The organism is Streptomyces sp. NPDC054883 (assembly GCF_053610645.1).
In genome coordinates, this window is sequence record NZ_JBSGYT010000046.1 from 15,601 (window position 1) to 40,199 (window position 24,599).

Genomic DNA, 24,599 nt, shown 5'->3' on the forward strand with positions numbered 1-24,599 from the left:
GGCCGGCGGGTCAGCGGGAGGCCGTGGCGGGTTCGGCGCCGGCCCACTGCGCGGGCAGTGTCGCACGGCCGTGGCACTCGGGCGGCTCGATGCTGATCCGCGGCAGCCGACGGTCCAGCCACCCGGGGAGCCACCAGTTGGCGCCGCCGAGCAGGTGCATGAGCGCGGGGACCAGCAGCGTCCGCAGCACGAAGGCGTCGAGGGCGACGGCGGACGCGAGGGCGATGCCGAACATCGCGATGAGCCTGTCCCCGCTGAGGACGAACCCCAGGAAGACGGAGATCATGATGACGGCCGCCGAGTTGATCACCCGGCTGGTCTCGGCGAGTCCCACCCGGACGGCGCGGCGGTTGTCGCCGGTCTCCAGCCACTCCTCGTATATCCGGCTCACCAGGAAGACCTGGTAGTCCATGGAGAGTCCGAAGAGCACCGACACCATGATCACGGGGAGGAACGGCTCGATCGGGCCCGCGCGGCCCAGGCCCATGAACTCGCTGCCCCAGCCCCACTGGAAGACGCCGATGACGACGCCGAAGGAGGAGGCGACGGCCGCGACGTTCATGGCGGCGGCCTTGACCGGGATGCCGACGGACCGGAAGGCCAGTAGCAGGAGCATGCAGCCGAAGGCGATGACCACCCCGACGAAGAGCGGCAGTTTCCCGATGATCACCTCGGCGAAGGCATCGTAGGAGGCGGTCACGCCACCGACGTGCGCCTCCATCGAGCTGCCCCGCTCGGCGCGCGGGATGACGTCCCGGCGCAGCCTGTCGACCAGGTCGCTGGTGGCGCGGGACTGGGGCGCGTAGTCCGGTACGACGGTCAGGACTGCCGTGTCGCCGCTCCGGTTGAAGACGGGAGGGCCGGTGGAGGCCACGCCCTCGGTCGCGCGCAGCGCGTCGGCGAGCCGGTCCACGGCGATCCGGTCGGTAGCGATCCCGTCTGCAGCGATCGGGTCGGTAGCGATCCGGCCTGGGGCCAGGGGGTTGGCGGCCGGCCGGTCGGGCGCCGGGCGGTTGGCGGCCGGCCGGTCTGCGGCGATCCCGTCTGCGGCGACACCGAGCCGGGCGACGACGGTGAGCGGACCGTTCGTCCCGGGGCCGAAGCCCTCCGCCGGGGTTCCGTCGCGCTCCCGGGCCCCGGTGGGCTTCCCGGCCAGCAGGTCGTACGCCTTGCGGGTGGTGGAAGTGGCCGGGTCGTTGCCCTGGTCGGAGGTGCCGAGGTGCAGGGAGACGGTGGGGAGCGCCAGCACCACCATCACGGCGGCGGCGGCGAGCCCGAGCGGTTTGGGGTGCCGTTCGACGAAGGCGGACCACCGGGCGGCGAAGCCCGCCGGGGCCTCGGGCCGCGGCCCCTCGTCGTCCAGCCTGCGGCGCTCACGGCGCGAAAGGGCGTACGGGCCGATGACGGAGAGCAGGGCGGGCAGCAGGGTGACCGACGCGGCCACGGTGAGGACCACGGTGAGGGAGGCCGCGATCGCGACGCCGTCCAGGAAGTCGAGCCGCAGCACCAGCATGCCGAGCAGCGCGATGCAGACGGTGGCCCCGGCGAAGACCACGGCCCGGCCGGTGGTGGCCACCGCCTGCGCGGCCGCCTCCGCGACGGGGAGTCCGCGGGCGAGGCCCGTGCGGTGCCGGGTGACGAGGAACAGCGCGTAGTCGATCCCGACTCCGAGCCCTACGAGCGTGCCCAGCACCGGGGCGAAGTCGGCGACGGGCATGGCGTGCCCGAGGAGGGTGATGCCGGAATAGGCGGTGCCCACGCCGACCAGGGCGGTGGCGATGGGCAGCAGGCTCGCGGCGGCCGAGCCGAAGGCGAGGAAGAGGACGACGGCCGCGATGACCACGCCGGCGACCTCGGCGTAGTGGCCCCGGGGCGCCTCGGTCAGCCCGATCGCCCGGCCGCCGAGTTCCACCTGGAGGCCGTCCGTCTCGACGGCCGGGTTCTTGGCCGCCGCGACGACCGCCCGGGCCTGGGTCGTGGGTACGGAGTCGGCCTGCTCGTCGAAGGTGACGGTGGCGTAGGCGGTACGGCCGTCGGGGCTGATCTGCGCGGCCGGGCCGGGGCGGGAACCGTACGGGCTGCTCACCGAGCCGACGCCGGGGAGACGGGACACCGCCTGCAGCGCCGCCGTCATCCGCTGCTCGACGGCGGGGGTACGGGCCGTCTGGTGGGCCGGGGTCCGCCAGACGATCGTGTCGGTGTCGCCGCCCTGGCCGTGGAAGCCCTCGCGGAGGAGGGTGGCGGCCCGGCCGGACTCGGTACCGGGTACCTCGTAGTCACTGGAGAACACCGATCCGGCGGCTCCGGCAGCGACTGCCGTCCCGGCGAGGCTGAGCAGCCAGATCAGGACGGTGGCCAGCTGGTGGCGGAGGCACCACCGTGCGATTGCTGCCAACGGACGTGCTCCCTGTGGTTCGGATCTGCACGGGAGACGGCCCGTCGCAAAGAACGCCTGAACGTGTGAAGGCCGGGCGGAGGTTCGTTTCGGATCTGGCGCTACGGTGCTGCGGGTGGTGTTACCGATGGTGTTACGGCCTCCGCTGCGGATGGTGTTACCGACGGTGTTACGACCTCCGCTGCGGATGGCGCGTCTGCCCGGTATCCGGGGACCGAGGGCCAGCGCACCGTGAGGACCACCGTGTCCTCTTCCGCGTACCAGGAGTGGTCGACGCCGCGACCCCAGACGACGTAGTCGCCCTGCTCGGCGAGGACGACGGTGCGGCCGGGGAACTCCAGCCGGAAACGCCCGCTGATCAGCACCTGGAGCGCCGTGCGCTCTTCTCCGGTGACCCACTGCGTCCGCTCGTCGCCCTTGGGGTGGACGCCCCACTTGATCTCCACGTCCTCGCTGTGGCGGGGATCGCCGACGGCCTTGAAGTGCCCGAGCAGCCAGCCGCGGTCGGCGGCGGCATCCGGTGCGGCCTTACCGGTGTAGATGGTGGGGGTGGGCGCGGGGATGGTCGTGGCAGTGGGGGTGGTCGTGGCAGTGGGGGTGGTCGTGGCAGTGGGGGTGGTCGTCGTCGAGTGGTCGGTCACGGGGGGAGGTTAATGCAGTTGTGCGGGCTCAAGGCCGGGTGGTGGGCTGGGCGGATGGCGACAGCGATGGATCTTGACGACCTGGTGAAGGTACGTGCCCTGTACGACGCTGAGATGCGCCGTGCCGCACGGCCCGACTCGGCCCGGGCGCGGGTGGAGCGGGTGGGCGCGGTCGTCCGGCAGACGGCGCCCGGGCTGCGGGGCTGGAACGGCGTGCTCTGGTCGGAGCTGGACGAGGAGAACGCGGACGCGGAGATCGCGGCGCAGATCGCGCACTTCGGGCGGCGGGGGCCGGCCGGGGGGCCGGCGGAATTCGAGTGGAAGCTGTACGACCACGACCGCCCGGCGGACTTGGCGGAGCGACTGCGCGCGGCGGGCTTCGTGCCGGAGCCGCCGGAGACCCTGCTGGTGGCCCGGACGGCCGGGCTCGCCGCGCTGCCGGTGGAACCGCCGGAGGGGATCACCCTGCGGGTGGTGCGGGACGAGGCGGGGGTGGACCTGATGATGGAGGCCCATGCCCGGGCCTTCGGCACCGAGCGCCCCCGCATCCGTGAGCAGATCCTCGGCCTGCTGCGGGAGCGGCCGGATACCGTCGAAGCCGTACTCGCGATGGCGGGCGAAACCCCGGTCAGCGCGGCCCGGATGGAGATGCCCCCGGGCGTCTCCTTCGCCGGCCTGTGGGGCGGCGGTACGGCCCCGGAGTGGCGCGGCCGCGGCATCTACCGCCTCCTGGTCGCGCACCGCGCCCGCCTGGCGGCGCAACGCGGCATCCCGTACCTCCAGGTGGACGCATCGTCCGACAGCCGGCCCATTTTGGAGCGACTGGGGTTCCAGGTACTGGGGGTGACGGTGCCGTACGTGTGGGAGGGGTGAGGGGGTGGGGCGGGGGCTTCGGGGAGCGGGGTCCCCTTGGGCGGTGTGGGGGATGTGCTGGGGGTTTCCCGTCAGTCCACTGTCCTTTCGTGTCGTGCCGGCCCGTCAAGGGCGCTCCTTCGTCGCGTCGCTTCGCGATGGCCTTCGGCCACCCTTGACGGACCGCCCCGCCCCGAAAAGCCAAAGACTGCCGGGAAACCCCCGAAGAACGGCCGGGCCGTTCGGGCTCACGACCCAGCCCCGCCGGCGATGGAAGCGGGGACTCTGCGGCGGAGCCCCAGAACGCCCCGAGCGCAGCAAGGGGGCCCGGCCACGGCGCCGCAGATCGCTACCCGGTTCTCCAGGACAGCGACTGCGGCCCGCCACGGGCTGGACATAGCCGCCAGCGATCGCTACACAGCTGACCTCATCTGGCGTCGAACAGCCCGACATCGGCTGGGCGTAGGGCGCCAGCGATCGCTACCCGGCTGACGGGCGCTGGCGTCGAACAGCCCGTCATCGGCTGCGCGTAGGGCGCCAGCGATCGCTACCTGGCTGACGGGCGCCGGCGTCGAAACCGTCGGCATGTGCCGGGCAAGACCACCGCACGCTCCTGCGGCAGGAACAGACCGCCGGGACGGGTCAGAGGGGGGGTGCGTAGCCCGGGTCCGGGTGCTGGCGAGGGGTCCACCACTCGGTGATTCCCCAGGTCCCGAGCGCGAGCGCGCCCACGGCGGCGAACACCGCGACCCAAGGGCGCTGGCCCCACCGCGTGGTCAGGCTCCAGACCGAGAACGGAACCAGCGTGCAGCCGAGCACGATCAGCGGCAGGTCGACGAAGAGCACGCTCAGGTCACGCGCATGACCCTCGAACCCGCCGTCGATACTGAACGCCGCCCGCGGCGCCCACACCACCATCGCGGTCGCCGCTCCGAGGCCGCCGATGAGGCGGCCGGTCGTTGCCTTCATACCCGCGACAGACGCCCCGGCGCGTCGCACGGTTCCGCCGGCCTGTCAGCTGTTGGTGTTGAGGAAGCCGATGACCACGGCACCCCACCAGCAGACCTGGGACATCAGAGCGGTCGCACCGCCCCAGACCAGCAGCCCGCGCCCGACCTGGCGGGCCGCCGTGAGGCGGCGGCCGAGGAGGCCGGCCTGGAGACCGTTGAGGGTGAGCAGGAAGACCAGGGCGAGCTTGGTCAGGGTCAGCGGGGAACCGAGGTCGGGGTGCAGCATCATCCCGCTCGCGACCAGCCCGCCCAGTCCGGCCCAGATGGGCACGTGGAGCCGGGACGTGGCACCGAGCACTTCGGAGAGGTCGCACCGGCCGGTCGCCCAGAGAAGACCGTGGTAGTCGGCCGAGAGCACCGCACCGAAGCCGAGTACGAGAGAGGCGAGGTGGACGAAGAGCGCGGCGGTGTGCAGGGTCGCATCGGTGTGCACGTGGACCGATACCCACAGCCCCGCTGTCAGCGCCAGCAGTGCGACCAACGCCCCGGCCGCCACGCTCCACCAGGAGTCGTACAGACGTACGGGACGGGACGGCAGAACCGCGGTCGGGGCAGCGGACAGCATGAGAAGACTCCGGGGGCAGGACGGACGCGGACGCGACCAGCAAGGTTAGGTTTACCTAAACAAGGCGAATCGTCAACGCGCCGACCGGCTCAGACCTTGATCCGGCCGGTCACCACGAGGTTGTCGTCCGGGGTGCGCCGGGCGAGGGCGCCGGTGCGGAAGTAGCCGTCAGCGGTGAAGGAGCGTGCGTTGTGGTCGGGCGCCCGGTAGTAGCCGCGCGGGGTGCAGGGACCGCGGACGAGGAGTTCACCGGGCTGCCCGTCGGGTACGTCCTTGCCGTCGGGGCCGACGAGGCGGATCTCGTCGTCGGGTGAGAGCGGGCGGCCCTGCGTGGTGGGCACGGTCTCGTCCGGCCGGGTGAGCACGAGCAGCCCCTCCGCCGTGCCGAAGACCTGCTGCGAACGGCAGCCCAACGCGGGACCCGTCCGCTCGGCGAGCGCACGGTCCCCGGTCGCGCCGCCGAGCTGGACGCCCGGGCGTTGGGAAGCGCGTCGAGCCAGAGCCGGGCGACGGCGGGTACCACCGGCGGAGAGGGTGCCGACGATGCCGGGGCTGCCGAAGGTGAGGTTGGACTCGGCGGCCGCCCGCGCCTGGTAGGCGTAGTCGTTGTGGGTGCGCGGGACGAGCCGGAGCTCCGCGGTGCCGCCGGGCAGGAGGAACGCCACCTGGTCGGCGCGCTGCGCGAGCGGCGGTTCGGGCGCCGCGTCGAGGGCGCCCAGCGAGCTGTACTGGCAGCCCGCCGGGTCCGTCGTGAGACCCCCGTACGGGGACGAGGTGCCCGGCGCCTCATAGGTGAACACCCGCCGCAGGAAAGGCACTCGGGCCGCGATGTCCGCGGCCATCGCGGTGTGGTCGAAGCCGTGGTGCGTCGAGGGGCCGACGTAGCCGACCGCCTGGGTGACCTGCACCATGTGGGACACCTCGGACGCACGGTGCGAGACCGGGCAGAACACGGGGACCAGACCGTGATGACGAACTCGGCACGTTCGGCAGCTGGACCACGACCCGCCGCCCGGGCCGAAGGCCGCGCAGCCGGAGGCCGGCTGCCATGCGGTCGACGCGCCGGTTCAGGGCCGCGTAGGTGAGCCGGTTGGCGCCGTGCACCAGCGCGGTCCGTGGTCCGTGCTCCGTCGAGCATGGGGGGTATTCGCTTCCTTCTGCGCGGCTTCGGTGGCGCCCGGGTGCGTTGCCGGCGCCGGGGCAGTCCAAGCCGTCAACTTCCATGGCGGCAATGGGCTTTCCGACCCATGGGGGCCGGATCCCGTCGGCGGAAAGCCCAATGCGTGCCGCCGCCGGACGGGCCGCAGTCGCCGTGGCGGCCCATTCCCAGCGGATGACGGGCTGGTCGACGCCAGATGAGGTCAGCTGTGTAGCGATCGGTGGCGACTTGTGTCCAGCCCGTGGCGGGCCGCGGACGCCGTGTCGGGGGAGCGCGTAGCGATCTGCGGCGTGGTGGGTGGGCCCCCTCGCTGCGCTCGGGGCTTTCTGGGGCTCCGCCCCAGACCCCGCGCCTCAATCGCCGGCGAGGCTGGATGCGCTGGGCGGTATCGAGGGGCTTGGCGGAGGTAGCCGCTGGATATGGCGGGGCCCCGTAGGGGACATGGCTGTTCAGGGGCTTCGGATCGAGGTCACTGAGGAACCTGCATATGGGACCCGAACGGCCCGGCCGCTCTTCGGGGGCTTCCCGGCAGTCTTTGGCTTTTCGGGGCGGGACGGTCAGTCAAGGGTGGCCGAAGGCCATCGCGAAGCGACGCGAGCGCAGCGAGCGCCCTTGACGGGCCGGCACGACACGAAAGGACAGTGGACTGACGGGAAACCCCCAGCACCTCCCCCACCCCGCCCAAGGGGACCCCGCCCCAGACCCCCCGCACCCCACCAACGCCCCCGCCCAGCGGGACCGCGCCCTGGCCCCGGCGCCCCAGACCCCCGCACCCCACCACCCCCCGCCCAGCGGGACCCCGCCCCCTGGCCCCGCGCACCTCACCAAGCCCGCCTCCCAACCCCCAGCCCCAAAAACCCCTTCCGCCCCCCACCCCCCGCGCCGCAAGATCCGTACATGGAACCCATCGATCCTCCCCTCACCGGCGGCGAGCGCGAGAGCCTCCGCAGCTACCTCGATTACCACCGCGCCATCCTCGCCGGGAAGTGCCGCGACCTCTCCGACGAAGACCTGCGCCGGCAGGCATCGCCGCCCTCGACCCTGTCCCTGCTCGGTCTCGTGCGGCACATGGCCGAGGTCGAGCGGCATTGGTTCCGTCGCACGATCGGTGCCACCGACGTCCCGCACGTATGGTCCGACCGGCATGACTTCCAGGCCGCCTACGACGCCTCCGCCGCCACCCGCGCCGAAGCCTTCGGAGCCTGGGAGGCAGAGGTCGAGCACTCCCGCGCCGTCGAAGCCGCCGCAGAGTCCCTCGACGTCAGGGCGTACGTCGCCAAGTGGGAGGAGGAGGTCTCGCTCAGGTTCGTGATGCTGCACATGATCCACGAGTACGCCCGCCACAACGGCCACGCCGACTTCCTCCGCGAGGCGATCGACGGCACCGTCGGCGACTGAACCCGGCCCGGCTGCGGCTCCCCGCTCCCAGCTCCCCGCTCCCGGCGCCCGGCCCCACCCCCTATAGTTGGCTCGACAGTTAGGACAGCCTTACCTAAGTCACTCACGGGGGAGCCCCAGCATGACCAGCCCGACCGCCGCAGACGGCTCCCCCACCGACTCCACCCCCCATGGCGTCTACCGCGATGCCTGGGGCGTCCCCCACCTCCGCGCCCCCGACCACCTCCGCCTCGCCCACGCCCAGGGCCGCGTCACCGCCCTCGACCGGGCCTGGCAGGTGGAGGTGGAGCGGCACCGCGCCCAGGGTTCGAGCGCCGCGTTCCTCGGGCCCGGGGCCGTCGCCTGGGACCGGTTCGCGCGCCAGGCCCGGCTCGACGACACCGCGCGCGGCTGCCACGAGGCCCTCGACCCGCAGACCTCCGCCTGGGTACGGGCGTACGTCGACGGCGTCAACGAAGCCCTCGCCGCAGGCGCCGCCCGCGACGAGCGGTTCGCGCGCACCGGGCACCGCCCGACCCCCTGGGAGCCCTGGGTACCGCTCTCCATCTGGATCGCCACGCACATCCTCTTCGCCGGCTTCGCCACCAAGCTCTGGCGCGAGCGCGTCGCCCGCGCCCTCGGCGACGACGCCGTCACCCTCTTCGCCACCGACGGCCCCGGCACCGCCGGCAGCAACGGCTGGCTCGTCCCCGGGGAGCGCACCTCCACCGGCGCGGCGATCATCGCCGGCGACCCCCACCGGTTCATCGAGGACCCCGGGGTCTACCAGCAGATACGTCTCTCCTGCCCCGAGTACGACGTCCTCGGCCTCGCCGTCCCCGGCGTCCCCGGCCTCGCCCACTTCGGCCACACCGGCGGCGCCGCGTGGGCCATCACCAACGCCATGGCCGACTACCAGGACCTGTACGTCGAGCAGTTGCGGCCAGCAGCCCACACCGATGGCGCCGACGGCACCGACGGCGCCCCCGTCGAGGCGCTGGGCCCGGACGGTGCCTGGGAGGCCGTCCACCGGCACACCGAGACCATCACGGTCGCCGGCGCCGACCCCGTCACCGTCGAGGTGCTCGAAACCGCACGCGGCCCGGTCATCACCCACAGCGCCACGGCGGAGCAGACCCTTTCCCTGCGCTACCCGCCCCGCGTCCGCCGCGACCTCGGTTTCGCCGCCCTCCCCGCGCTGCTGCGCGCCCGCACCGTCGCCGACATCGACCGCGCCCTCGACGGCTGGGCCGAGCCTGTCAACGTCGTCCACGCCGCCGACACCGAGGGCGGGCTGCTGCACCGCGTCGCCGGAGCCGTCCCGCAGCGCGACCCCGCCAACCGGTTGCGCCCCGTGCCCGCCTGGGACGCGCGGTACGCCTGGCAGGGCTGGGCCGCGACCCCCGCCGAGCCGGTCCGGGGCTTCGCCGTCATGGCGAACGCGCGCGGCATCGCCTCCCCGCTCGGCGTGGAGTTCGCACCCCCGCACCGGGCGAACCGCATCCGCGAGCTGCTCTCCGGCTCGGCCGACTGGTCCCCGCCGGCGATGGCCGACGTACACCGGGACACCCACCTGGCCTCGGCCGAACCGCTGCTGGCCATGCTGCCGGGGCTCGACGGCCTCTCCCCCGACGCGGCGCGGCTGCGCGCACGCCTCCTCGCCTGGGACCGCCACATGGCGGCCGACTCCACCGACGCCACCGCCTTCTCGGCCTTCCGGACCGCGACCGTATGCCGCTTCGCCGCCGACCCGGTCTTCGCCGGCCTGGCCGGCGCGCCCGCCGGCCCCGAGGTGTTCCACCCCTGGCTTTACCTCGTCCCGCGGGTCGGCTACGCCCTGGAAGGCCTGCTGACCACCACGCTCCTCCCCGGGCTGGACCGCGCCGCGCACGTCCGCGCCGCCCTGGAGGAGACGGCGGCCGGGCACACCGCCGACACGCCCTGGTCGGAGGTCCACCGGCTGACCCCGTGGGCGGCGCTCGCGGACCCGGACGCCGAGTGGCCCGGCCTCGGCGGCGACCACGACTGCGTGAACGCCACCTCCTCCGTCCCCGGTCTCACCGACCTCACCGCCCGCGCGTCAGCCGCCCGTTACGTCTGGGACCTGGCCCGGCGCGAGGACAGCCTCTGGGCGGTCCCGCTGGGCGCGGACGGTGTCACCGGCGCTCCCCACCACCGCGATCAGCTCCCCTTCTGGGTGCGCTGCGACCTCCTCCCCGTCGTCACCGACTGGGCCCGCCTCACCAAGGAATCCGTATGACCGCCTCCACCCGGCAGCCCGTGTTCACCCGCTCCGTCGAGGGCTTCGGCACCGTCACCCTCACCCCGCTCGACCCGGCCGCGGACTCCGCCCTGATCCACAGCTGGGTCACCGAGGAGCGGGCCCGTTTCTGGGGCATGGCCGAGGCGAGCCGCGAACTGGTCCGGGAGATCTACGAGGACGTGGACCGCCGCACCACCCACCACGCCTTCCTCGTCCGCCGCGACGGGGTACCGGTCGCGCTGTTCCAGACGTACGACTGCGCCGAGGACCGGATCAGCGAGTGCTACGAGGTGCGGCCCGGCGACGTAGGCATCCACCTGCTGCTCGGTCCGGCCCAGGGCGCGCCGGAGCACGGTTTCAGCGCGGCCCTGGTGGGCGTGTTCACGGCGTACCTGTTCTCCGACGGGGGCGCCCGTCGTGTGGTCGGCGAGCCGGACGTCCGCAACACCAAGGTCATCGCCTTCCTCCGGCGCTCCGGCTTCGTCCTCGGTCCCGAGATCGAGCTGCCCGAGATCGACCTGCCGGAGGTCTGCCTTCCCGCGAAGAAGGCCCGGCTCGTCTTCCTCAACGCGATCCCAGGAACCCGGTGATCAATGCCGCCCACTCGGCCGGCCGTTCGGCGAAGGGGAGGTGGCCGGTGGGGAGTTCCGCGTACCGCGAGCCCGGGAGGGAGTCGGCCAGTTCCCGCTGGAGGCCGAGCGGTACGAGCCCGTCCTCGGTCGTCGCGATGACGAGGGCGGGTACGTCGATCCGCGCGAGGTCGGCGCGCAGATCGGCGCCCTTGATCAGCTCGACGTGATCCCCGCTGCCGGGCGGGACGGCTGCCGCGGTGGCCTGCACCAGCTCTTCGAGCCGCTCGGGGCTGAGCGCCTCCAGCGTCCGCGCACCGAGGGCGAGCGGGGTCAGGAAGCGTGCGAGCGAATCGCTCTCGCCCCGCGCGGCCAACGCCGACCAGAGGTCGGCGACCAGTCCCAGCCGGTTCCCGGCGCGGGCGAAGGTCGCGGTGAGGACGAGCGCGGTGACCCGCTCGGGGTAGCGGGCGGCGAGCCGGATGGCGACGTTGCCGCCGAGCGAGTAGCCGAGCACGGCGAACCGCTCCAGCCCTTCCGCGTCGGCCGCCGCCACCAGCTGATCGGCGAGTACGTCGAGTTCCAGCGGCTCGGTGGCTCGCGGCGTCCCGCCGGTCCCGGGGTAGTCGACCCCGACGACGCTGTACCCGGCGGCCAGCTCGTCCAGGATCGTTCCGAAGTTGGACTCGACGGATCCCCCGCCGCCGTGGGCGAGCAGCAGCCCGGGACCACCGCTCTCCGTGCGGACGGTGCGGGCGTAGGGGGCGGTGACAGGCATGACGGCGGACATGGTGATGACACCTCACAATTTCTGTAGCGGTCGTTACAAATTAAACCGTACCCGGTTTCACTAGCGTTCGCTACGTAAATCGGGAACCGGACCGGCCTCATCTCGGTGGCAAACTCACCGTTCCGATTGACCGTGTGATTCAGGCCACGCCAGACTGCTCCCCACGCAAACCAGTGCCGCTGGGGGGAAATTGACCAGCCAGGATCTGCACATCGGACCGGATTCCGCAGCCGACCGCTATCGGCTGCTCCGGTCCATCGGGCGCGGCGGGGAGGCCGTGCTCTACCTCGCCGAGATCGAGCTCGCGGGTGGCCGTGAACCGGTGGTCGTCAAGGTGCTCGACTCCAAGACGACCATCACGCCCGACGTCTTCGACCGGATCAGCCAGAAGTGGAACGAGCAGGCCGAGCTGCTCCGCTTCGTCCACCGGCCCGGCGTCGTCGGCGTCCGGGAACACTTCGAAGGGCCGCCGATCCACCGCCCCGGGGAGTCCGGGACCCTGACCGGGCGGGCCCTCGTGCTCGTCATGAACCACGTCGACGGGCTCGACCTGCGCGACTGGCGGGCCGAGCGGACCCTCACCAACGCCGCCGAGCGGCGCGAGGTCATGCGCACGCTGGAGCAGCTGGCCGACGTACTGGACTGGCTGCACTCGGGGAAGGCGACCCCGTCCGGGCGGCAGGTCATCCACGGTGACCTCTCCCCCGGCAACGTCATGGTCGACGCCCACGGGCAGGCGACCCTGGTGGACTTCGGCCTGAGCAAGCTCACCGCCGACCACCAGACGGCCGAGGTCTGGTTCACCCCGGGCTATGCGGCTCCCGAGGTCTTCGACGGCAAGCGGACCCCGGGCGCCGACCGGTACGCCTTCGGGGCCATCGCGTACTTCCTGCTGAGCGGGGAGTCGCCGCCCTCATCGCCGGAGCAGCTGGCGCGGGCCATGCAGGCGCTGCCGCAGATCGCGGTGCTGGACGCCGACCAGCGGAGCCGGATCACCGCGATCCACGCCTACGACCCGGCCGAGCGGCCGGTGAGCCTGGCCGGCTGGATGAAGGACGTCCGGCACGCGGTGGTGTCCACGACCAGCTCGACCTCCCAGCGCGCCACGGCCCCGCAGGACGCGGTCCCGCCCAGGCCGGTGGTGGCGCCGGTCGTCCCGCCGCAGCCCGCGAGCCCGCCTCCCGTGCCCGCCGCGGCCGCGCCCGCGTACGCCCTGCACGCCACCCCGCCCCCGGAGCCGACGGACAGCCGACCGGAGAAGAGGAGACGGGCCGGGCTGGTCCTGGGCTCGGTGGCCGCCGTGCTGGTCATCGCCGCGCTCGCGGTGATCGGCGTACAGCTGCTGAACAGGGACGACGACAAGCGGCGGGACCAGACGGCCTCGACCGGCAAGGCGGAGAGCACCGCCTCCGACGAGACCACCCCGCAGGAGACCCCGACGCCCACCCCGTCGGAGAGCGAGAGCACGGAGCCCACGGCCGACCCCACCGCCTCCGGCACCGCGCCGGCGGGCATCGCGGCGAACGTCAAGGCGGCCGATCTGACCGTCATGACGCCCGTATCGGACCTGGGCAACTTCAAGGTCGGCTCGGCGAAGATCAACACCAAGCAGTACGGGGCCGCCTTCATCGCGCAGCCCGACTGCAACGACGAGGCCGTCACGGAGTTCGACCTCAACCGGGAGTGGAAGCACCTGGACTTCACCGCCGGTATCGATGACGGCTCCTTGCAGCAGAAGGGGCGGGTCACCATCTCGCTCGACGGCCGGCCGGCCGCCTTCTCCGAGCTGGTGGAGCTCGGGAAGCCGATCACCAAATCGGTGGACGTGAACGGGGCCCTGCGGCTGCGCGTCAAGGTGGACATGGGCTGCGACAACGGCACCGTGGTGATCGCCGCCCCGCAGCTGACGCGCTGAACCGAAAAGGCGGCCCGCACCGGAGGTTCCGGTGCGGGGCCGCCTTCCCTCGCGGGTCCGCGTACGGGGTCTACTCCGAGACGCCCAGCCGCTCCAGGATGAGCTCCTTGACACGCGCCGCGTCCGCCTGGCCCCGGGTGGTCTTCATGACCGCGCCGACCAGGGCGCCCACCGCGGCGATCTTGCCGCCGCGGATCTTGTCCGCGATGGCGGCGTTGCCCGCGATGGCCTCGTCCACGGCCGCGCCAAGCGCGCCCTCGTCCGAGACGACCTTGAGGCCGCGCTTGTCGACGACCTCGTCCGGGGTGCCCTCGCCGGCGAGGACGCCCTCGATGACCTGGCGGGCCAGCTTGTCGTTGAGCGAGCCCTCGGCGACCAGCGCCGCGACCCGGGCCACCTGCGCCGGGGTGATGGGCAGCTCGTCGACGGAGACGCCCTGCTCGTTGGCGTTGCGGGCCAGCTCGCCCATCCACCACTTGCGCGCGGCCGCCGAGTCGGCGCCGGCCTCGACCGTGGCGACGATGGAGTCCACCGCGCCCGCGTTGAGGATCGACTGCATGTCGTGCTCGCTGACGCCCCACTCCTCGCGGAGCCGGTTGCGGCGCACGCGCGGCATCTCCGGCAGGGTGCCGCGCAGTTCCTCGACCCAGTCGCGGGCCGGGGCGACGGGGACCAGGTCGGGCTCCGGGAAGTACCGGTAGTCCTCGGCGTTGTCCTTGATGCGGCCGGCCGTGGTGGAGCCGTCCTCCTCGTGGAAGTGCCGGGTCTCCTGGATGATCGTGCCGCCGGAGGAGAGGACCGCCGCGTGGCGCTGGATCTCGAAGCGCGCCGCGCGCTCCACGGAGCGCAGGGAGTTGACGTTCTTCGTCTCCGAGCGGGTGCCGAACTTCTCGGTGCCGTTCGGGCGCAGCGACAGGTTCACGTCGCAGCGCATCTGGCCCTTGTCCATCCGGGCCTCGGACACGCCGAGGGCCTTGATGACCTCGCGCAGCTCGGCGACGTACGCCTTCGCGACCTCGGGGGCCCGCTCGCCCGCGCCCTCGATGGGCTTGGTGACGATCTCGATGAGCGGGATGCCGGCGCGGTTGTAGTCCAGCAGGGAGTGGGACGCGCCGTGGATACGGCCGGTGGCGCCGCCGACGTGCAGCGACTTGCCGGTGTCCTCCTCCATGTGGGCGCGCTCGATCTCCACGCGGAAGATCTCGCCGTCCTCCAGCTGGACGTCCAGGAAGCCGTTGAAGGCGATGGGCTCGTCGTACTGGGAGGTCTGGAAGTTCTTCGGCATGTCCGGATAGAAGTAGTTCTTCCGGGCGAAGCGGCACCACTCCGCGATCTCGCAGTTCAGCGCGAGGCCGATCTTGACGGCGGACTCGACGCCGATCGCGTTGACGACCGGGAGCGCGCCGGGCATGCCGAGGCAGACGGGGCAGGTCTGCGAGTTGGGCTCGGCGCCCAGCTCGGTCGAGCAGCCGCAGAACATCTTGGTCTTGGTGCCGAGCTCGACATGGACCTCCAGGCCCATGACGGGGTCGTACGACGCGAGGGCGTCCTCGTACGACAGCAGTTCGGTGACGGTCACAGTGAAACTTCCCTCTCAGCCCAGCAGGACGTCGTCGTCGCCGAGGCGCTTCAGCTCGCGGTACAGGATCGCGAGGCCGGTGACGATGGCGGCGGCGGACACAACGGCGTCGACCAGCTTCAGCGTGTCGTTCTCGGTGCGGGCCTTCCTGGCCTGCTTGATCACGCTGATGGCACCGAAGGCGGTGGTGCCGATCGACAGGTACGTACCGGACTTGGACTTCTTGAAGCCCTTGGCCTTGGACAGTGCGCTACCACTCACAGCGACGGAGCCTCCTCAAGCAGCGGGTGACCCCAGCGCTCCGTGAAGGCGGCCTCGACGGCGGCACCGACCTTGTACAGCCGGTCGTCCTTCATGGCGGGGGCGATGATCTGCAGTCCGACCGGCAGGCCGTCCTCCGGTGCCAGGCCGCAGGGGAGCGACATGGCGGAATTGCCGGCCAGGTTGGTCGGGATGGTGCACAGGTCGGCGAGGTACATCGCCAGGGGGTCGTCGGTGCGCTCGCCGATCGGGAAGGCGGTGGTCGGGGTCGTCGGGGAGACGATCACGTCGACCTGCTCGAAGGACTTCTCGAAGTCCTTCGAGATCAGCGTGCGGACCTTCTGGGCGGAGCCGTAGTACGCGTCGTAGTAGCCGGAGCTGAGCGCGTACGTGCCGAGGATGATGCGGCGCTTGACCTCGTCGCCGAAGCCGGCTTCGCGGGTCAGGGCGGTGACGTCCTCGGCGGACAGGGTGCCGTCGTCGCCGACGCGCAGGCCGTAGCGCAGGCCGTCGAAGCGGGCCAGGTTCGAGGAGGCCTCGGACGGGGCGATCAGGTAGTACGCGGCCATGGCGAGGTCGAAGGACGGGCAGTCCAGCTCGACGATCTCGGCGCCGAGCTCCTTGAGGAGCTCGACCGACTCGTTGAAGCGCTGGACGACACCGGCCTGGTAGCCCTCGCCCGCGAACTGCTTGACCACGCCGACGCGCATGCCGGCGACGGAGCCGTTGCGGGCCGCTTCGACGACCGGCGGGACCGGGGCGTCGATGGAGGTGGAGTCCATCGGGTCGTGGCCGGCGATCACCTCGTGGAGGAGCGCGGCGTCCAGGACCGTACGGGCGCAGGGGCCGCCCTGGTCGAGGGAGGAGGAGAAGGCGACCATGCCGTACCGGGAGACCGAGCCGTACGTGGGCTTCACGCCGACGGTGGCCGTGACGGCGGCGGGCTGGCGGATGGAGCCGCCGGTGTCCGTGCCGATGGCGAGGGGCGCCTGGAAGGCGGCGAGGGCCGCGGCGGAGCCGCCGCCGGAGCCGCCGGGGATGCGGGTGAGGTCCCAGGGGTTGCCGGTGGGGCCGTACGCGCTGTTCTCGGTGGAGGACCCCATGGCGAACTCGTCCATGTTGGTCTTGCCGAGGATGACGACGTCGGCTTCCTTGAGCTTGCGCGTCAGGGTGGCGTCGTAGGGCGGGATCCACCCTTCGAGCATCTTCGAACCGACGGTGGTCGGGATCCCGACGGTCGTGAAGATGTCCTTGAGGGCGAGCGGTACGCCGGCCAGCGGGCCGAGCCTCTCGCCGCGCTCGCGCTTGGCGTCGACGGCGCGGGCCTGGGCCAGGGCGCCTTCGCGGTCGACGTGGAGGAAGGCGTGGACCTTCTCGTCGGTCGCCTCGATGCGGGCCAGGTGGGCCTCGGTGACCTCGACGGCCGTGAGCTCGCCGGAGGCGATCTTCTCGGCGGTCTCGGCGGCGGTGAGCTTGGTGATGATGGTGTCAGCCATGGTTGTTAGTCCTCCCCCAGGATCTGCGGCACCTTGAAACGCTGCTGCTCCTGGGCGGGAGCGCCGGAAAGCGCCTGCTCGGGGGTGAGCGACGGACGGACCTCGTCCGCGCGCATGACGTTGGTCAGCGGCAGCGGGTGGGAGGTCGGCGGGACGTCTTGGTCGGCGACCTCGGATACGCGGGCGACCGCGCCGATGATGTCGTCGAGCTGTCCGGCGAAGTGGTCCAGCTCTTCGGCCTTGAGCTCCAGACGTGCCAGCCGAGCGAGGTGGGCGACCTCCTCGCGCGTGATGCCAGGCATGCAGCGATCCTCTGGGGGTGGTGAGTGTGTAGGTTTCGCTGCCAATCCTATGGGGCGGGGGGCCGGAGCCACTAAACGGTTTGGCGTCCGGGGGGCCCGCGGGCCGCTGCGCGGTGCGGCGCCGGGCGCTGCCCGGGCCCGCGCGGGGCTCCGCCCCGGGCCCTGCGCCGCGATCGCCGGCGGGGCTGGTCTCGCCCCCGAAGCCGGGGTGTGCGGTTGACCGGTGGGGCCCGAAGACCCCGGGGCTCCGCCCCCGACGCCTCGAACGCCGGCGCGGCTGAGCTGCCCGGCGGCCCGTGGGGTGCGCCGGGCCGGTGTTCCCGGCGAAGCCGGCTACCGCCCCGGGCCCTCGGCTCTCCCTACCGGGACGCGCCGGGCAAAACCAGCTCCGCCGGCGCTTGCGGCGCCGGGGTCGGGGCGGAGCCCCGGTGGTCAGGAGGCCTGGGGTTCCTGGCTCGCCGCGGCGGCGAGTTCGGCCGTGATGTCCGCCGGGCGGCGCCAGCCGCGTTCGCCGCGGGCCAGCAGCCAGGCCGTGGCCTCCTGCGGCGGCATCGCGGCGGCGACCAGCCAGCCCTGGACGGCGTCGCAGCCCAGGTCCCGCAGCCGCTCCCAGGTCTCGTCGTCCTCGACGCCCTCGGCGACGACCAGCAGGCCCAGCGAATGCGCGAGGTCCACGGTGCAGCGGACGATCTCGGCGTCCTGGGCGTCCACGGCCAGCCGCGCCACGAACGAGCGGTCGATCTTGAGCTCGCTGACCGGCAGCCGCCGCAGGTGCACCAGCGAGGAGTAGCCGGTGCCGAAGTCGTCCAGGGACATCTTCACCCCGTGGCCGGTCAGCCCGGCCATGGTGTCCGCCGCCCGCTGGGGGTCCTCCAGCAGCACGTGTTCCGTTATCTCCAGCTGGAGGCCGCTCGCCGGGACCCCGTGCCGGGCCAGTCTGGCGGCCACGGCTCCGGCGAAGCCGGGGGTGTGGACGTCGCGCGGTGACACGTTGACGGCGACCGGTACCTCCAGGCCCTGCGCCCGCCAGCGGGCCACTTGGGCGAGGGCCGTCTCCAGGACGTACTCCGTGAGGTGCGGCATGAGGCCGGAGGTCTCCGCGATGGCGATGAACTCGTCCGGGGAGACCCGGCCGCGCTCGGGGTGGACCCAGCGCACGAGCGCTTCGAGGCCGGCCACCTTTCCGTCGAAGCGGACCTTGGGCTGGTAGTGGAGTTCGACCTCGCCCGCGTCGAGCGCCCGCCGGAGGTCTCCGAGGAGGCCGAGCCGGTCGGGCGTGTTGCTGTCGCGCTTGGACTCGTACACCTCGACGCCGGTGCGGTCCCGCTTGGCCTGGTACATGGCGACGTCGGCCCGCCGCAGCAGGCCTTCGGCGTCCAGGGCGTGGTCGGGGAAGACGGCGAGGCCGGCGCTGGCCTCCAGGACGAGGGTGAGGCCGTCCAGGTCGAGCGGCGAGCTGAGCTCGGAGACCAGGTGGCGGGCGACCCGCTGGGCGCTGGTGGTGGAGTCGGCGAGGGGCAGCAGGACGGCGAACTCGTCGCCGCCGAGGCGGGCCGCCTCGGCGTGCGGCGGGAGCGCCTGCCGCAGCCGTTCGGCGATCTGGAGGAGCAGCCGGTCCCCGGCGAGGTGGCCGAGGGTGTCGTTGACGGCGCGGAAGCGGTCCAGGTCGATGAGGACGAGGGCGGAGCGGGTGCCCAAACGTTCAGCCTCGTCCAACGCCGACCAGGTGCGCTCCAGCAGCCACTGCCGGTTGGGCAGACCGGTCAGCGGGTCGCGCAGCTGTTCCTCGGCGCGGGCGCGGGCGATCCACAGGGTGGAGTCCAGTGCGATGAGCGGTACGGCGAACAGCGGCAGCAGTACGGGCTGGTTGCCGGCGACGACGCAGATCAGCGGGGCGATGCCGAGCAGCGCGGCGGCGACCAGGGCCTGCCGCAGCAGGGCGGTGCGGGCGATGGTGGGCAGCCCGGCGCCGCGCGGGGCGAGGGCGAACCACAGCACGGTCCGGGTCACCAGCAGGTAGGCGAGAGCGACCAGGACCACCTCGGGGATCGCCGCCAGGCCCCAGGTGGCGGGCAGCCAGGGGACCTCCACGGTCGGTGTCTCGCCGAAGACCGCCAGTACGAGGGCGCCCGCGCCGATGCCGAGGATGTCGGCGGAGCCGTGCAGCAGGCCCTGGCGCCAGCGGTGGCGGCGGGCGGCCCCGACGAGGGAGACCACCGCCAGCGAGACGAGTCCGGCGGGGACCCATCCGTAGAGGAGGAGCACGCCGAGGGTGAGCGCGGCCCCCGAGCCGGTTCCACCCCACCAGCGGTCGCGGCCGAGTGCCACGAGGTGGCCGACGATGACACCGGTGAGCAGGGCGAGCGCCCAGCCTACCGGGCCCCCGGGGAACAGGGCGTGACGGTCGGTCAGTGAGCTGACAACTCCTGCGGCCAGTACGGCGACGGCCAGGCCGACGACGGCGAAGGGCAGCACGGTGCGCTCTCGCGCGCCGCTCGTGCCCGCCCCGGTGTCGGGCGGGCGGGTGTCCGGTGTCCTGGCGCTCAGGACACCGGGCCGGCCCGTCCGCATGGACGGGGGTTCCCCGCCGAATTCAGGTGACGGGTCGGCGCTTTCGGTGGGTTTCATGCCCGTCCCTCTCACAGCCGGCGATGCCGATGTCACGCGATGGCCCCTGTGTCATGCCATCACGGCTGAGAGTGCATCAGGCAGCCGTGCACGACAGGTGCACCCCTCAACAGTAGGACGCGAGAGGGTCCCAGGGGCAGCGGTCGGCGGTGGTTGCCCGAATGCGACCCAGCCATCCTCATCAGTACGGTATCCGCCGAACGGGTGAGTTTGGACCAGGACATCGGGGTCACCCATCCGATGATCCGACAGCTCACGGCCCTGCCACCAGCCTTGTACCGGCCGTTTGCCACTCGGTCCCGCGCCGGGCGTGCGCCCGCCCGTACGGCCGCACGTCACGCTTCGGTTCGTCTTCGCCGCTGCCCCGGCAGGGGGTTCGTCCGGTTGTTACTCCGCTTCGGTGGCGCCGTCCACCGGGAGGGCTACGGCGCGCGCGGCGTCGGGCCCCTGCTCCAGCAGCACCGCGAATCCCGCGTCGTCGAGGATGGGCAGCTTCAACTGGACGGCCTTGTCGTACTTCGAGCCCGGGTTCTCGCCGACGACGACGAAGGAGGTCTTCTTCGAGACCGAGCCGGTGACCTTGGCGCCCCGGCTCTGCAGGGCCTCCTTGGCGCCGTCGCGGGTGTGGCTCTGCAGGGTGCCGGTGACCACGACGGTCATGCCCTCCAGCGGACGCGGCCCCTCCTGTTCGCCGGAACCCTCCTCCTGCATCCGGACACCGGCTTCGCGCCACTTGCGCAGGATCTCCTGGTGCCAGTCGACGGCGAACCACTCCTTGAGGGAGGCGGCGATGATCGCGCCGACCCCGTCGGTGGCGGCCAGTTCCTCCTCGGTGGCCTGCTCGATGCGCTCGATCGACCGGAACTCGCGGGCCAGGGCTTCGGCCGCGACGGGCCCGACGTGGCGGATGGACAGCCCATTGATGATGCGGGCCAGGGGCCGGTCCTTGGCGGCCTCGATGTTCTGGAGCATCGCCAGGGCGTTCTTCTTCGGTTCGCCCTTCTGGTTGGCGAAGACCCTGACGATCTTCTCCTCGCCCGTCTTCGGGTCCCGCTTGGGCAGTCCGCTGTCCTGGTCGAGCACGTACGCCTTGATGGGCAGCAGGTCCTCGATGGTGAGAGTGAACAGGTCTCCCTCGTCCAGCATCGGCGGGGAGGCCGGCTCCAGCGGTCTGGTCAGCGCGGCCGCGGCGACCTTGCCGAAGTTCTCGATGTCCAGGCACTGCCGGCCGACCAGGTAGAAGAGCCGCTCGCGCAGCTGCGCGGGGCAGGTCTGCCCGTTGGGGCAGCGCAGGTCGATGTCGCCTTCCTTCATCGGCCGCAGCGGCGTGCCGCACTCGGGGCACTCGGCCGGCATCACGAACTCGCGCTCGGTGCCGTCGCGCAGGTCCACGACCGGGCCGAGGATCTCGGGAATGACGTCGCCCGCCTTGCGCAGGACGACGGTGTCGCCGATGAGTACGCCCTTGGCCTTGACGACCTCCTGGTTGTGCAGGGTCGCGAACTCGACCTCAGAGCCGGCCACGGTCACCGGCTCGACCTGGGCGTACGGGGTGACGCGCCCGGTTCGGCCGACGCCGACCTTGATGTCGATCAGCTTGGTGTTGACCTCTTCGGGGGCGTACTTCCAGGCGATGGCCCAGCGCGGGGCGCGCGCGGTGGAGCCGAGCCGCCCCTGCAGCGGGATCTCGTCGAGTTTGACGACCACGCCGTCGATCTCGTGCTCCACGGAGTGCCGGTTCTCGCCGAAGTAGGCGATGAACTCGCGGACCTCTTCGAGCGACGAGACCACCTTGTTGTGCCGGGCGGTCGGCAGGCCCCACTCGCTGAGCAGTCCGTACGCCTGCGAGAGCTTGTCGATGTCGAAGCCCTCGCGGGCGCCGATGCCGTGCACGACCATGTGCAGCGGACGCGTCGCGGTGACCTTCGGGTCCTTCTGGCGCAGCGAACCGGCCGCGGCGTTGCGCGGGTTCGCGAAAGGCTTGTCGCCCGCCTCGACGAGGCGGGCGTTGAGCTCCTCGAACTTCTCCATCGGGAAGAAGACCTCGCCGCGGATCTCCACCAGCTTCGGGATCCGCTCGCCCTTGAGGCGGTCGGGGATCTCGGCGATGGTGCGGACGTTGGGCGTGATGTCCTCGCCGGCGCGGCCGTCGCCGCGGGTTGCGGCGCGGGTGAGGCGGCCGTTCTCGTAGGTGAGGTTGACGGCGAGCCCGTCCACCTTGAGTTCGCACAGGTAGTGGTAGTCGCCGGTGTTCACGTCCCGGGCGACCCGCTCGGCCCAGGTGGCCAGTTCCTCGTCGTCGAAGGCGTTGTCGAGCGAGAGCATGCGCTCGCGGTGCCGGACGGAGGCGAAGTCCGTCTCGTACGCCCCGGCCACCTTCTGGGTGGGCGAGTCGGGGGTGCGCAGCTCCGGGTACTCCTCCTCCAGCGCCTCCAGCGAACGCAGCAGCTGGTCGAACTCGGCGTCACTGACGACCGGCTGGTCGTTCACGTAGTACCGGAAGCGGTGCTCCTCGACCTGCTCGGCGAGCAGAGCGTGCTGTTCGCGCACCGCCGCCGGTACCGTCGTGTCGCTTGCCTGCTTCTGTTCGGCTGCCATGCCGTGTCCTCCCGTGGCCCGTCTCGACCGTCACTCAGGGTTGTCGGCGAGCGACCTCGCCGCTCTGACGCAGTGCGCCTGTGCCGCACGGGCGTAGGCGGGCGAGGCACCCGCCAGACCGCACGACGGGGTGACCACGACGGACTCGGCCAGAGTCCCCGGAGCCAGCCCCAGCCTGCGCCAAAGCTTCCTGACACCCATGACGCTACCGCCCGGGTCTGACAACGGGGTGTCGGTGCCCGGCACCACTCCGGCGAAGAGTTTCAGGCCGTCTTCGACCGCTTCCCCGATGGCGTCGTCCTCGCGCTCGGTGAGCAAGGAGAAATCGAACGAAGCGCCCGTGGCGCCGGCCCGCCGCAGGAGGGCGAAGGGCACCTCGGGGGCGCAGGAGTGGACGATCACCTCTCCGCCCCCGACGGACTCCGTGACGGCGAACAGCTCGCGCAGCGTGCCCTCGACCACCTGCCGGTCGACCGCCCGGTAGGTGCGGTAGCCGCTCGCGGAACGGACCCGGCCGAGCAGCACGGCGGTCAGCGACGGCTCGTCGAACTGGAGCACGATGTCGGCGCCGGGCACCCGCCTGCGTACGTCGGCGAGGTGCTCGCGCAGGCCTTCGGCGAGGGATCCGGCGAGGTCACGGCAGGCACCGGCGTCCTGGAGCATCGCCTCGCCGCCGTGCAGTTCCAGGGCGGCGGCCAGGGTCCACGGCCCGACGGCCTGGACCTTGAGCTTGCCCCGGTAGCCCTGGGTGAACTCCTCCAGGGCGTCGAGGTCCTCCCCGAGCCAGGACCGGGAGCGCTTGGTGTCGCGGCCGGGGCGGTCGCTGATGCGCCAGCCGCTGGGTTCGACGTGGGCGTACATGTCCACGAGCAGCCCCAGGGTGCGGCCGATCATGTCCGCGCCGGGCCCGCGGGCGGGCAGTTCGGGGAGGTACGGGAAGTCCTCGAAGGAGCCGGTGGCGGTCCTGGCGGCTTCGCGGGCGTCGCCGCCGGGCAGCGAGCCGACGCCGGTGGCGTTCGCGGTCATCGGCCGGGCCTCACGGACAGGTCGTAGACCTCGGCGTCGCGGGGCAGGTCGACGGCCATGACGATGGTGGTGGCCACCGACTCGGGGTCGATCCAGGCGGCGGGGTCGTACTCCTTGCCCTCCTGCGAGTGCACCTTGGCCTGCATGGGGCTGGCGGTGCGGCCGGGGTAGACGGAGGTGACGCGGATGCCGTGCGGCTTCTCCTCGGCGCGCAGGGAGTCGGCGAGGGCCTTGAGGCCGTGCTTGGAGGCGGCGTAGGCGCTCCAGTCCGCGTGCGCGTTGAGTCCGGCGCCGGAGTTCACGAAGACGACCGTGGCGTGCGAGGCGCGCAGGGTGGGCAGCAGCAGGCGGGTCACCTCGGCGGGGGCGATGAGGTTGACGTTGAGCTGCTGGTGCCAGGTCTTGGGGCGCAGGTCCCCGACCGGTCCGAGGTCGACGATGCCGGCGATGTGCAGGAGGGAGTCGATCCGCTCGGGGATCGCCTGCTTGGAGAACGCCCAGGAGAGCCGGTCGGGGTCGGCGAGGTCACCGACGAGTGCGCGGGCGCCGGGGTAGCGGTCGGTGAGCTGCCTGGCGCGGCCGGCGTCGCGGGCGAGCAGGACGAGGTCGTCGCCGCGCGCGTGGAGGCGGGCGGCGACGGCGGCGCCGATGCCGGATCCGGCACCGGTGATCAGGTGAGTAGCCATGTGGCCATGCTCGCACCCCGGAGGGAGCCGTCGTCCTCGCCGGGGTCCGCCGGGGGGGGCCGCCCGGTCAGAGGCCGGCGCCCTCGCGCAGGCCGGCGGCGGTCTTGCGGGCGTCGTAGCCCGGCGGGACGCCGTCGACCAGGATGATCTCGCCGGGGATGTGGCGGGTGCGGAGCGGGATGAGGGCCTGGTAGGCGGGGGACGCGTACCAGGCGCGGGCCCGCTCGATGTCCGGGAAGCCGATCACGACGAGCGTGCCGGGGAACGTGCCTTCCATGACCTCGACCTGCGCCCCGTGGACGAGGAAGCGGCCGTCGAAGGGATCCATGGTGGCCTGGATCTCCTCGATGTAGCGCAGGATCTCCTCGTTCATGGTCTCGGGACGTATGTGGCCGATGGCGTACGCGGTCATGGCTCTTTCCCCTCTCGGCCGCCCCGGTGGTCCGGGCCGTTGGCTCGATCCTGCCAAGCCGCGGCCGGTACGGCG

The 24,599-nt window shown here is 72.4% G+C and carries 20 protein-coding genes and 1 pseudogene; 5 read left to right on the forward strand and 16 right to left on the reverse strand.

Annotated elements, in window-relative coordinates; translation table 11 throughout:
* Positions 1-10 precede the first annotated feature (10 nt).
* Together ACWGH1_RS27560 and ACWGH1_RS27565 are read right to left on the reverse strand one after the other, a co-directional pair.
* Entirely contained in the window at positions 11-2,395 is a 2,385-nt protein-coding gene (locus tag ACWGH1_RS27560) for an MMPL family transporter (protein ID WP_453356482.1), read from the reverse strand.
* Between the two features lie 101 nt (positions 2,396-2,496).
* A complete protein-coding gene (locus ACWGH1_RS27565; RefSeq protein ID WP_453356484.1) occupies positions 2,497-2,937 on the reverse strand; it encodes a signal peptidase I in 441 nt (146 codons plus the stop codon).
* A 165-nt stretch (positions 2,938-3,102) separates the two neighbouring features.
* On the opposite strand from ACWGH1_RS27565, the gene ACWGH1_RS27570 reads away from it, so the two are divergent.
* On the forward strand, positions 3,103-3,909 hold the full coding sequence (locus ACWGH1_RS27570; RefSeq protein ID WP_453409093.1) for a GNAT family N-acetyltransferase: 807 nt from the start codon (positions 3,103-3,105) through the stop codon (positions 3,907-3,909).
* Positions 3,910-4,530: 621 nt separating this feature from the next.
* Here ACWGH1_RS27570 and ACWGH1_RS27575 read toward each other — a convergent pair.
* The 4 genes and pseudogenes from ACWGH1_RS27575 to ACWGH1_RS27590 form a co-directional block, all read right to left on the reverse strand.
* Positions 4,531-4,857 (reverse strand): hypothetical protein, encoded by a 327-nt coding sequence (locus ACWGH1_RS27575; protein WP_453357144.1) that lies wholly within the window; start codon positions 4,855-4,857, stop codon positions 4,531-4,533.
* Between the two features lie 45 nt (positions 4,858-4,902).
* Positions 4,903-5,463: a hypothetical protein gene (locus tag ACWGH1_RS27580; RefSeq protein WP_453357143.1), complete on the reverse strand. Its 561-nt coding sequence runs from the start codon at positions 5,461-5,463 to the stop codon at positions 4,903-4,905.
* An 89-nt stretch (positions 5,464-5,552) separates the two neighbouring features.
* The gene (locus ACWGH1_RS27585) at positions 5,553-6,374 is read right to left on the reverse strand and encodes an AMP-binding protein (RefSeq protein WP_453357142.1); all 822 of its coding nucleotides are present in this window, start codon (positions 6,372-6,374) and stop codon (positions 5,553-5,555) included.
* A gap of 127 nt (positions 6,375-6,501) precedes the next feature.
* Positions 6,502-6,687 (reverse strand): annotated as a pseudogene (locus tag ACWGH1_RS27590) (hypothetical protein); the annotation flags it as partial.
* An 832-nt stretch (positions 6,688-7,519) separates the two neighbouring features.
* Between ACWGH1_RS27590 and ACWGH1_RS27595 the strand changes: the two are divergent.
* The 3 genes from ACWGH1_RS27595 to ACWGH1_RS27605 all read left to right on the forward strand — a co-directional run bounded on the left by ACWGH1_RS27595 (position 7,520) and on the right by ACWGH1_RS27605 (position 10,852).
* On the forward strand, positions 7,520-8,020 hold the full coding sequence (locus tag ACWGH1_RS27595) for a DinB family protein (protein ID WP_453355360.1): 501 nt from the start codon (positions 7,520-7,522) through the stop codon (positions 8,018-8,020).
* Between the two features lie 121 nt (positions 8,021-8,141).
* Positions 8,142-10,259: a penicillin acylase family protein gene (locus ACWGH1_RS27600; RefSeq protein WP_453355359.1), complete on the forward strand. Its 2,118-nt coding sequence runs from the start codon at positions 8,142-8,144 to the stop codon at positions 10,257-10,259.
* Entirely contained in the window at positions 10,256-10,852 is a 597-nt protein-coding gene (locus ACWGH1_RS27605; RefSeq protein WP_453355358.1) for a GNAT family N-acetyltransferase, read from the forward strand. The genes ACWGH1_RS27600 and ACWGH1_RS27605 overlap by 4 nt, the downstream gene beginning before the upstream one ends.
* Here the strand turns inward: ACWGH1_RS27605 and ACWGH1_RS27610 are convergent.
* Positions 10,827-11,621 (reverse strand): alpha/beta fold hydrolase, encoded by a 795-nt coding sequence (locus ACWGH1_RS27610; protein ID WP_453355357.1) that lies wholly within the window; start codon positions 11,619-11,621, stop codon positions 10,827-10,829. The genes ACWGH1_RS27605 and ACWGH1_RS27610 overlap by 26 nt on opposite strands.
* 190 nt (positions 11,622-11,811) lie before the next feature.
* On the opposite strand from ACWGH1_RS27610, the gene ACWGH1_RS27615 reads away from it, so the two are divergent.
* Complete coding sequence (locus tag ACWGH1_RS27615; protein WP_453355356.1) at positions 11,812-13,536, forward strand: protein kinase domain-containing protein; 1,725 nt, start codon at positions 11,812-11,814, stop codon at positions 13,534-13,536.
* Positions 13,537-13,606: 70 nt separating this feature from the next.
* Here ACWGH1_RS27615 and gatB read toward each other — a convergent pair whose 3' ends face one another.
* From gatB to ACWGH1_RS27660, 9 genes are all read right to left on the reverse strand, one after another.
* Positions 13,607-15,115 carry an Asp-tRNA(Asn)/Glu-tRNA(Gln) amidotransferase subunit GatB gene (gatB, locus tag ACWGH1_RS27620; protein ID WP_453409094.1) on the reverse strand — a complete coding sequence of 503 codons (1,509 nt, stop codon included), beginning with the start codon at positions 15,113-15,115 and terminating at the stop codon, positions 13,607-13,609.
* Positions 15,116-15,130: 15 nt separating this feature from the next.
* Positions 15,131-15,376, reverse strand: coding sequence for a hypothetical protein (locus ACWGH1_RS27625; RefSeq protein ID WP_453356587.1), 246 nt, complete (start codon positions 15,374-15,376; stop codon positions 15,131-15,133).
* A complete protein-coding gene (gene gatA, locus ACWGH1_RS27630; RefSeq protein WP_453356588.1) occupies positions 15,373-16,872 on the reverse strand; it encodes an Asp-tRNA(Asn)/Glu-tRNA(Gln) amidotransferase subunit GatA in 1,500 nt (499 codons plus the stop codon). The genes ACWGH1_RS27625 and gatA overlap by 4 nt, the downstream gene beginning before the upstream one ends.
* 5 nt (positions 16,873-16,877) lie before the next feature.
* Positions 16,878-17,174 (reverse strand): Asp-tRNA(Asn)/Glu-tRNA(Gln) amidotransferase subunit GatC, encoded by a 297-nt coding sequence (gene gatC, locus ACWGH1_RS27635; RefSeq protein WP_010984178.1) that lies wholly within the window; start codon positions 17,172-17,174, stop codon positions 16,878-16,880.
* A 432-nt stretch (positions 17,175-17,606) separates the two neighbouring features.
* Positions 17,607-19,802: a putative bifunctional diguanylate cyclase/phosphodiesterase gene (locus tag ACWGH1_RS27640; RefSeq protein ID WP_453352853.1), complete on the reverse strand. Its 2,196-nt coding sequence runs from the start codon at positions 19,800-19,802 to the stop codon at positions 17,607-17,609.
* 387 nt (positions 19,803-20,189) lie between these two features.
* Positions 20,190-22,400 (reverse strand): NAD-dependent DNA ligase LigA, encoded by a 2,211-nt coding sequence (gene ligA, locus ACWGH1_RS27645; protein ID WP_453352852.1) that lies wholly within the window; start codon positions 22,398-22,400, stop codon positions 20,190-20,192.
* 30 nt (positions 22,401-22,430) lie between these two features.
* Entirely contained in the window at positions 22,431-23,426 is a 996-nt protein-coding gene (locus tag ACWGH1_RS27650; RefSeq protein ID WP_453352851.1) for a methionine synthase, read from the reverse strand.
* On the reverse strand, positions 23,423-24,112 hold the full coding sequence (locus ACWGH1_RS27655; protein ID WP_453409095.1) for an SDR family oxidoreductase: 690 nt from the start codon (positions 24,110-24,112) through the stop codon (positions 23,423-23,425). Before ACWGH1_RS27655 ends, ACWGH1_RS27650 begins: the two co-directional genes overlap by 4 nt.
* Before the next feature lie 67 nt (positions 24,113-24,179).
* Entirely contained in the window at positions 24,180-24,524 is a 345-nt protein-coding gene (locus tag ACWGH1_RS27660; protein ID WP_453352849.1) for a DUF1330 domain-containing protein, read from the reverse strand.
* Positions 24,525-24,599: the final 75 nt, after the last annotated feature.

Coding starts and splice junctions, on each gene's coding strand:
- ligA (WP_453352852.1), bottom strand. CDS start 22,400: ATGGCAGCCGAACAGAAGCAGGCAAGCGACACGACGGTACCGGCGGCG.
- ACWGH1_RS27575 (WP_453357144.1), bottom strand. CDS start 4,857: ATGAAGGCAACGACCGGCCGCCTCATCGGCGGCCTCGGAGCGGCGACC.
- ACWGH1_RS27570 (WP_453409093.1), top strand. CDS start 3,103: ATGGATCTTGACGACCTGGTGAAGGTACGTGCCCTGTACGACGCTGAG.
- ACWGH1_RS27640 (WP_453352853.1), bottom strand. CDS start 19,802: ATGAAACCCACCGAAAGCGCCGACCCGTCACCTGAATTCGGCGGGGAA.
- gatC (WP_010984178.1), bottom strand. CDS start 17,174: ATGCCTGGCATCACGCGCGAGGAGGTCGCCCACCTCGCTCGGCTGGCA.
- ACWGH1_RS27610 (WP_453355357.1), bottom strand. CDS start 11,621: ATGTCCGCCGTCATGCCTGTCACCGCCCCCTACGCCCGCACCGTCCGC.
- ACWGH1_RS27600 (WP_453355359.1), top strand. CDS start 8,142: ATGACCAGCCCGACCGCCGCAGACGGCTCCCCCACCGACTCCACCCCC.
- gatA (WP_453356588.1), bottom strand. CDS start 16,872: ATGGCTGACACCATCATCACCAAGCTCACCGCCGCCGAGACCGCCGAG.
- ACWGH1_RS27595 (WP_453355360.1), top strand. CDS start 7,520: ATGGAACCCATCGATCCTCCCCTCACCGGCGGCGAGCGCGAGAGCCTC.
- ACWGH1_RS27650 (WP_453352851.1), bottom strand. CDS start 23,426: ATGACCGCGAACGCCACCGGCGTCGGCTCGCTGCCCGGCGGCGACGCC.
- ACWGH1_RS27605 (WP_453355358.1), top strand. CDS start 10,256: ATGACCGCCTCCACCCGGCAGCCCGTGTTCACCCGCTCCGTCGAGGGC.
- ACWGH1_RS27660 (WP_453352849.1), bottom strand. CDS start 24,524: ATGACCGCGTACGCCATCGGCCACATACGTCCCGAGACCATGAACGAG.
- ACWGH1_RS27585 (WP_453357142.1), bottom strand. CDS start 6,374: ATGGTGCAGGTCACCCAGGCGGTCGGCTACGTCGGCCCCTCGACGCAC.
- ACWGH1_RS27580 (WP_453357143.1), bottom strand. CDS start 5,463: ATGCTGTCCGCTGCCCCGACCGCGGTTCTGCCGTCCCGTCCCGTACGT.
- ACWGH1_RS27655 (WP_453409095.1), bottom strand. CDS start 24,112: ATGGCTACTCACCTGATCACCGGTGCCGGATCCGGCATCGGCGCCGCC.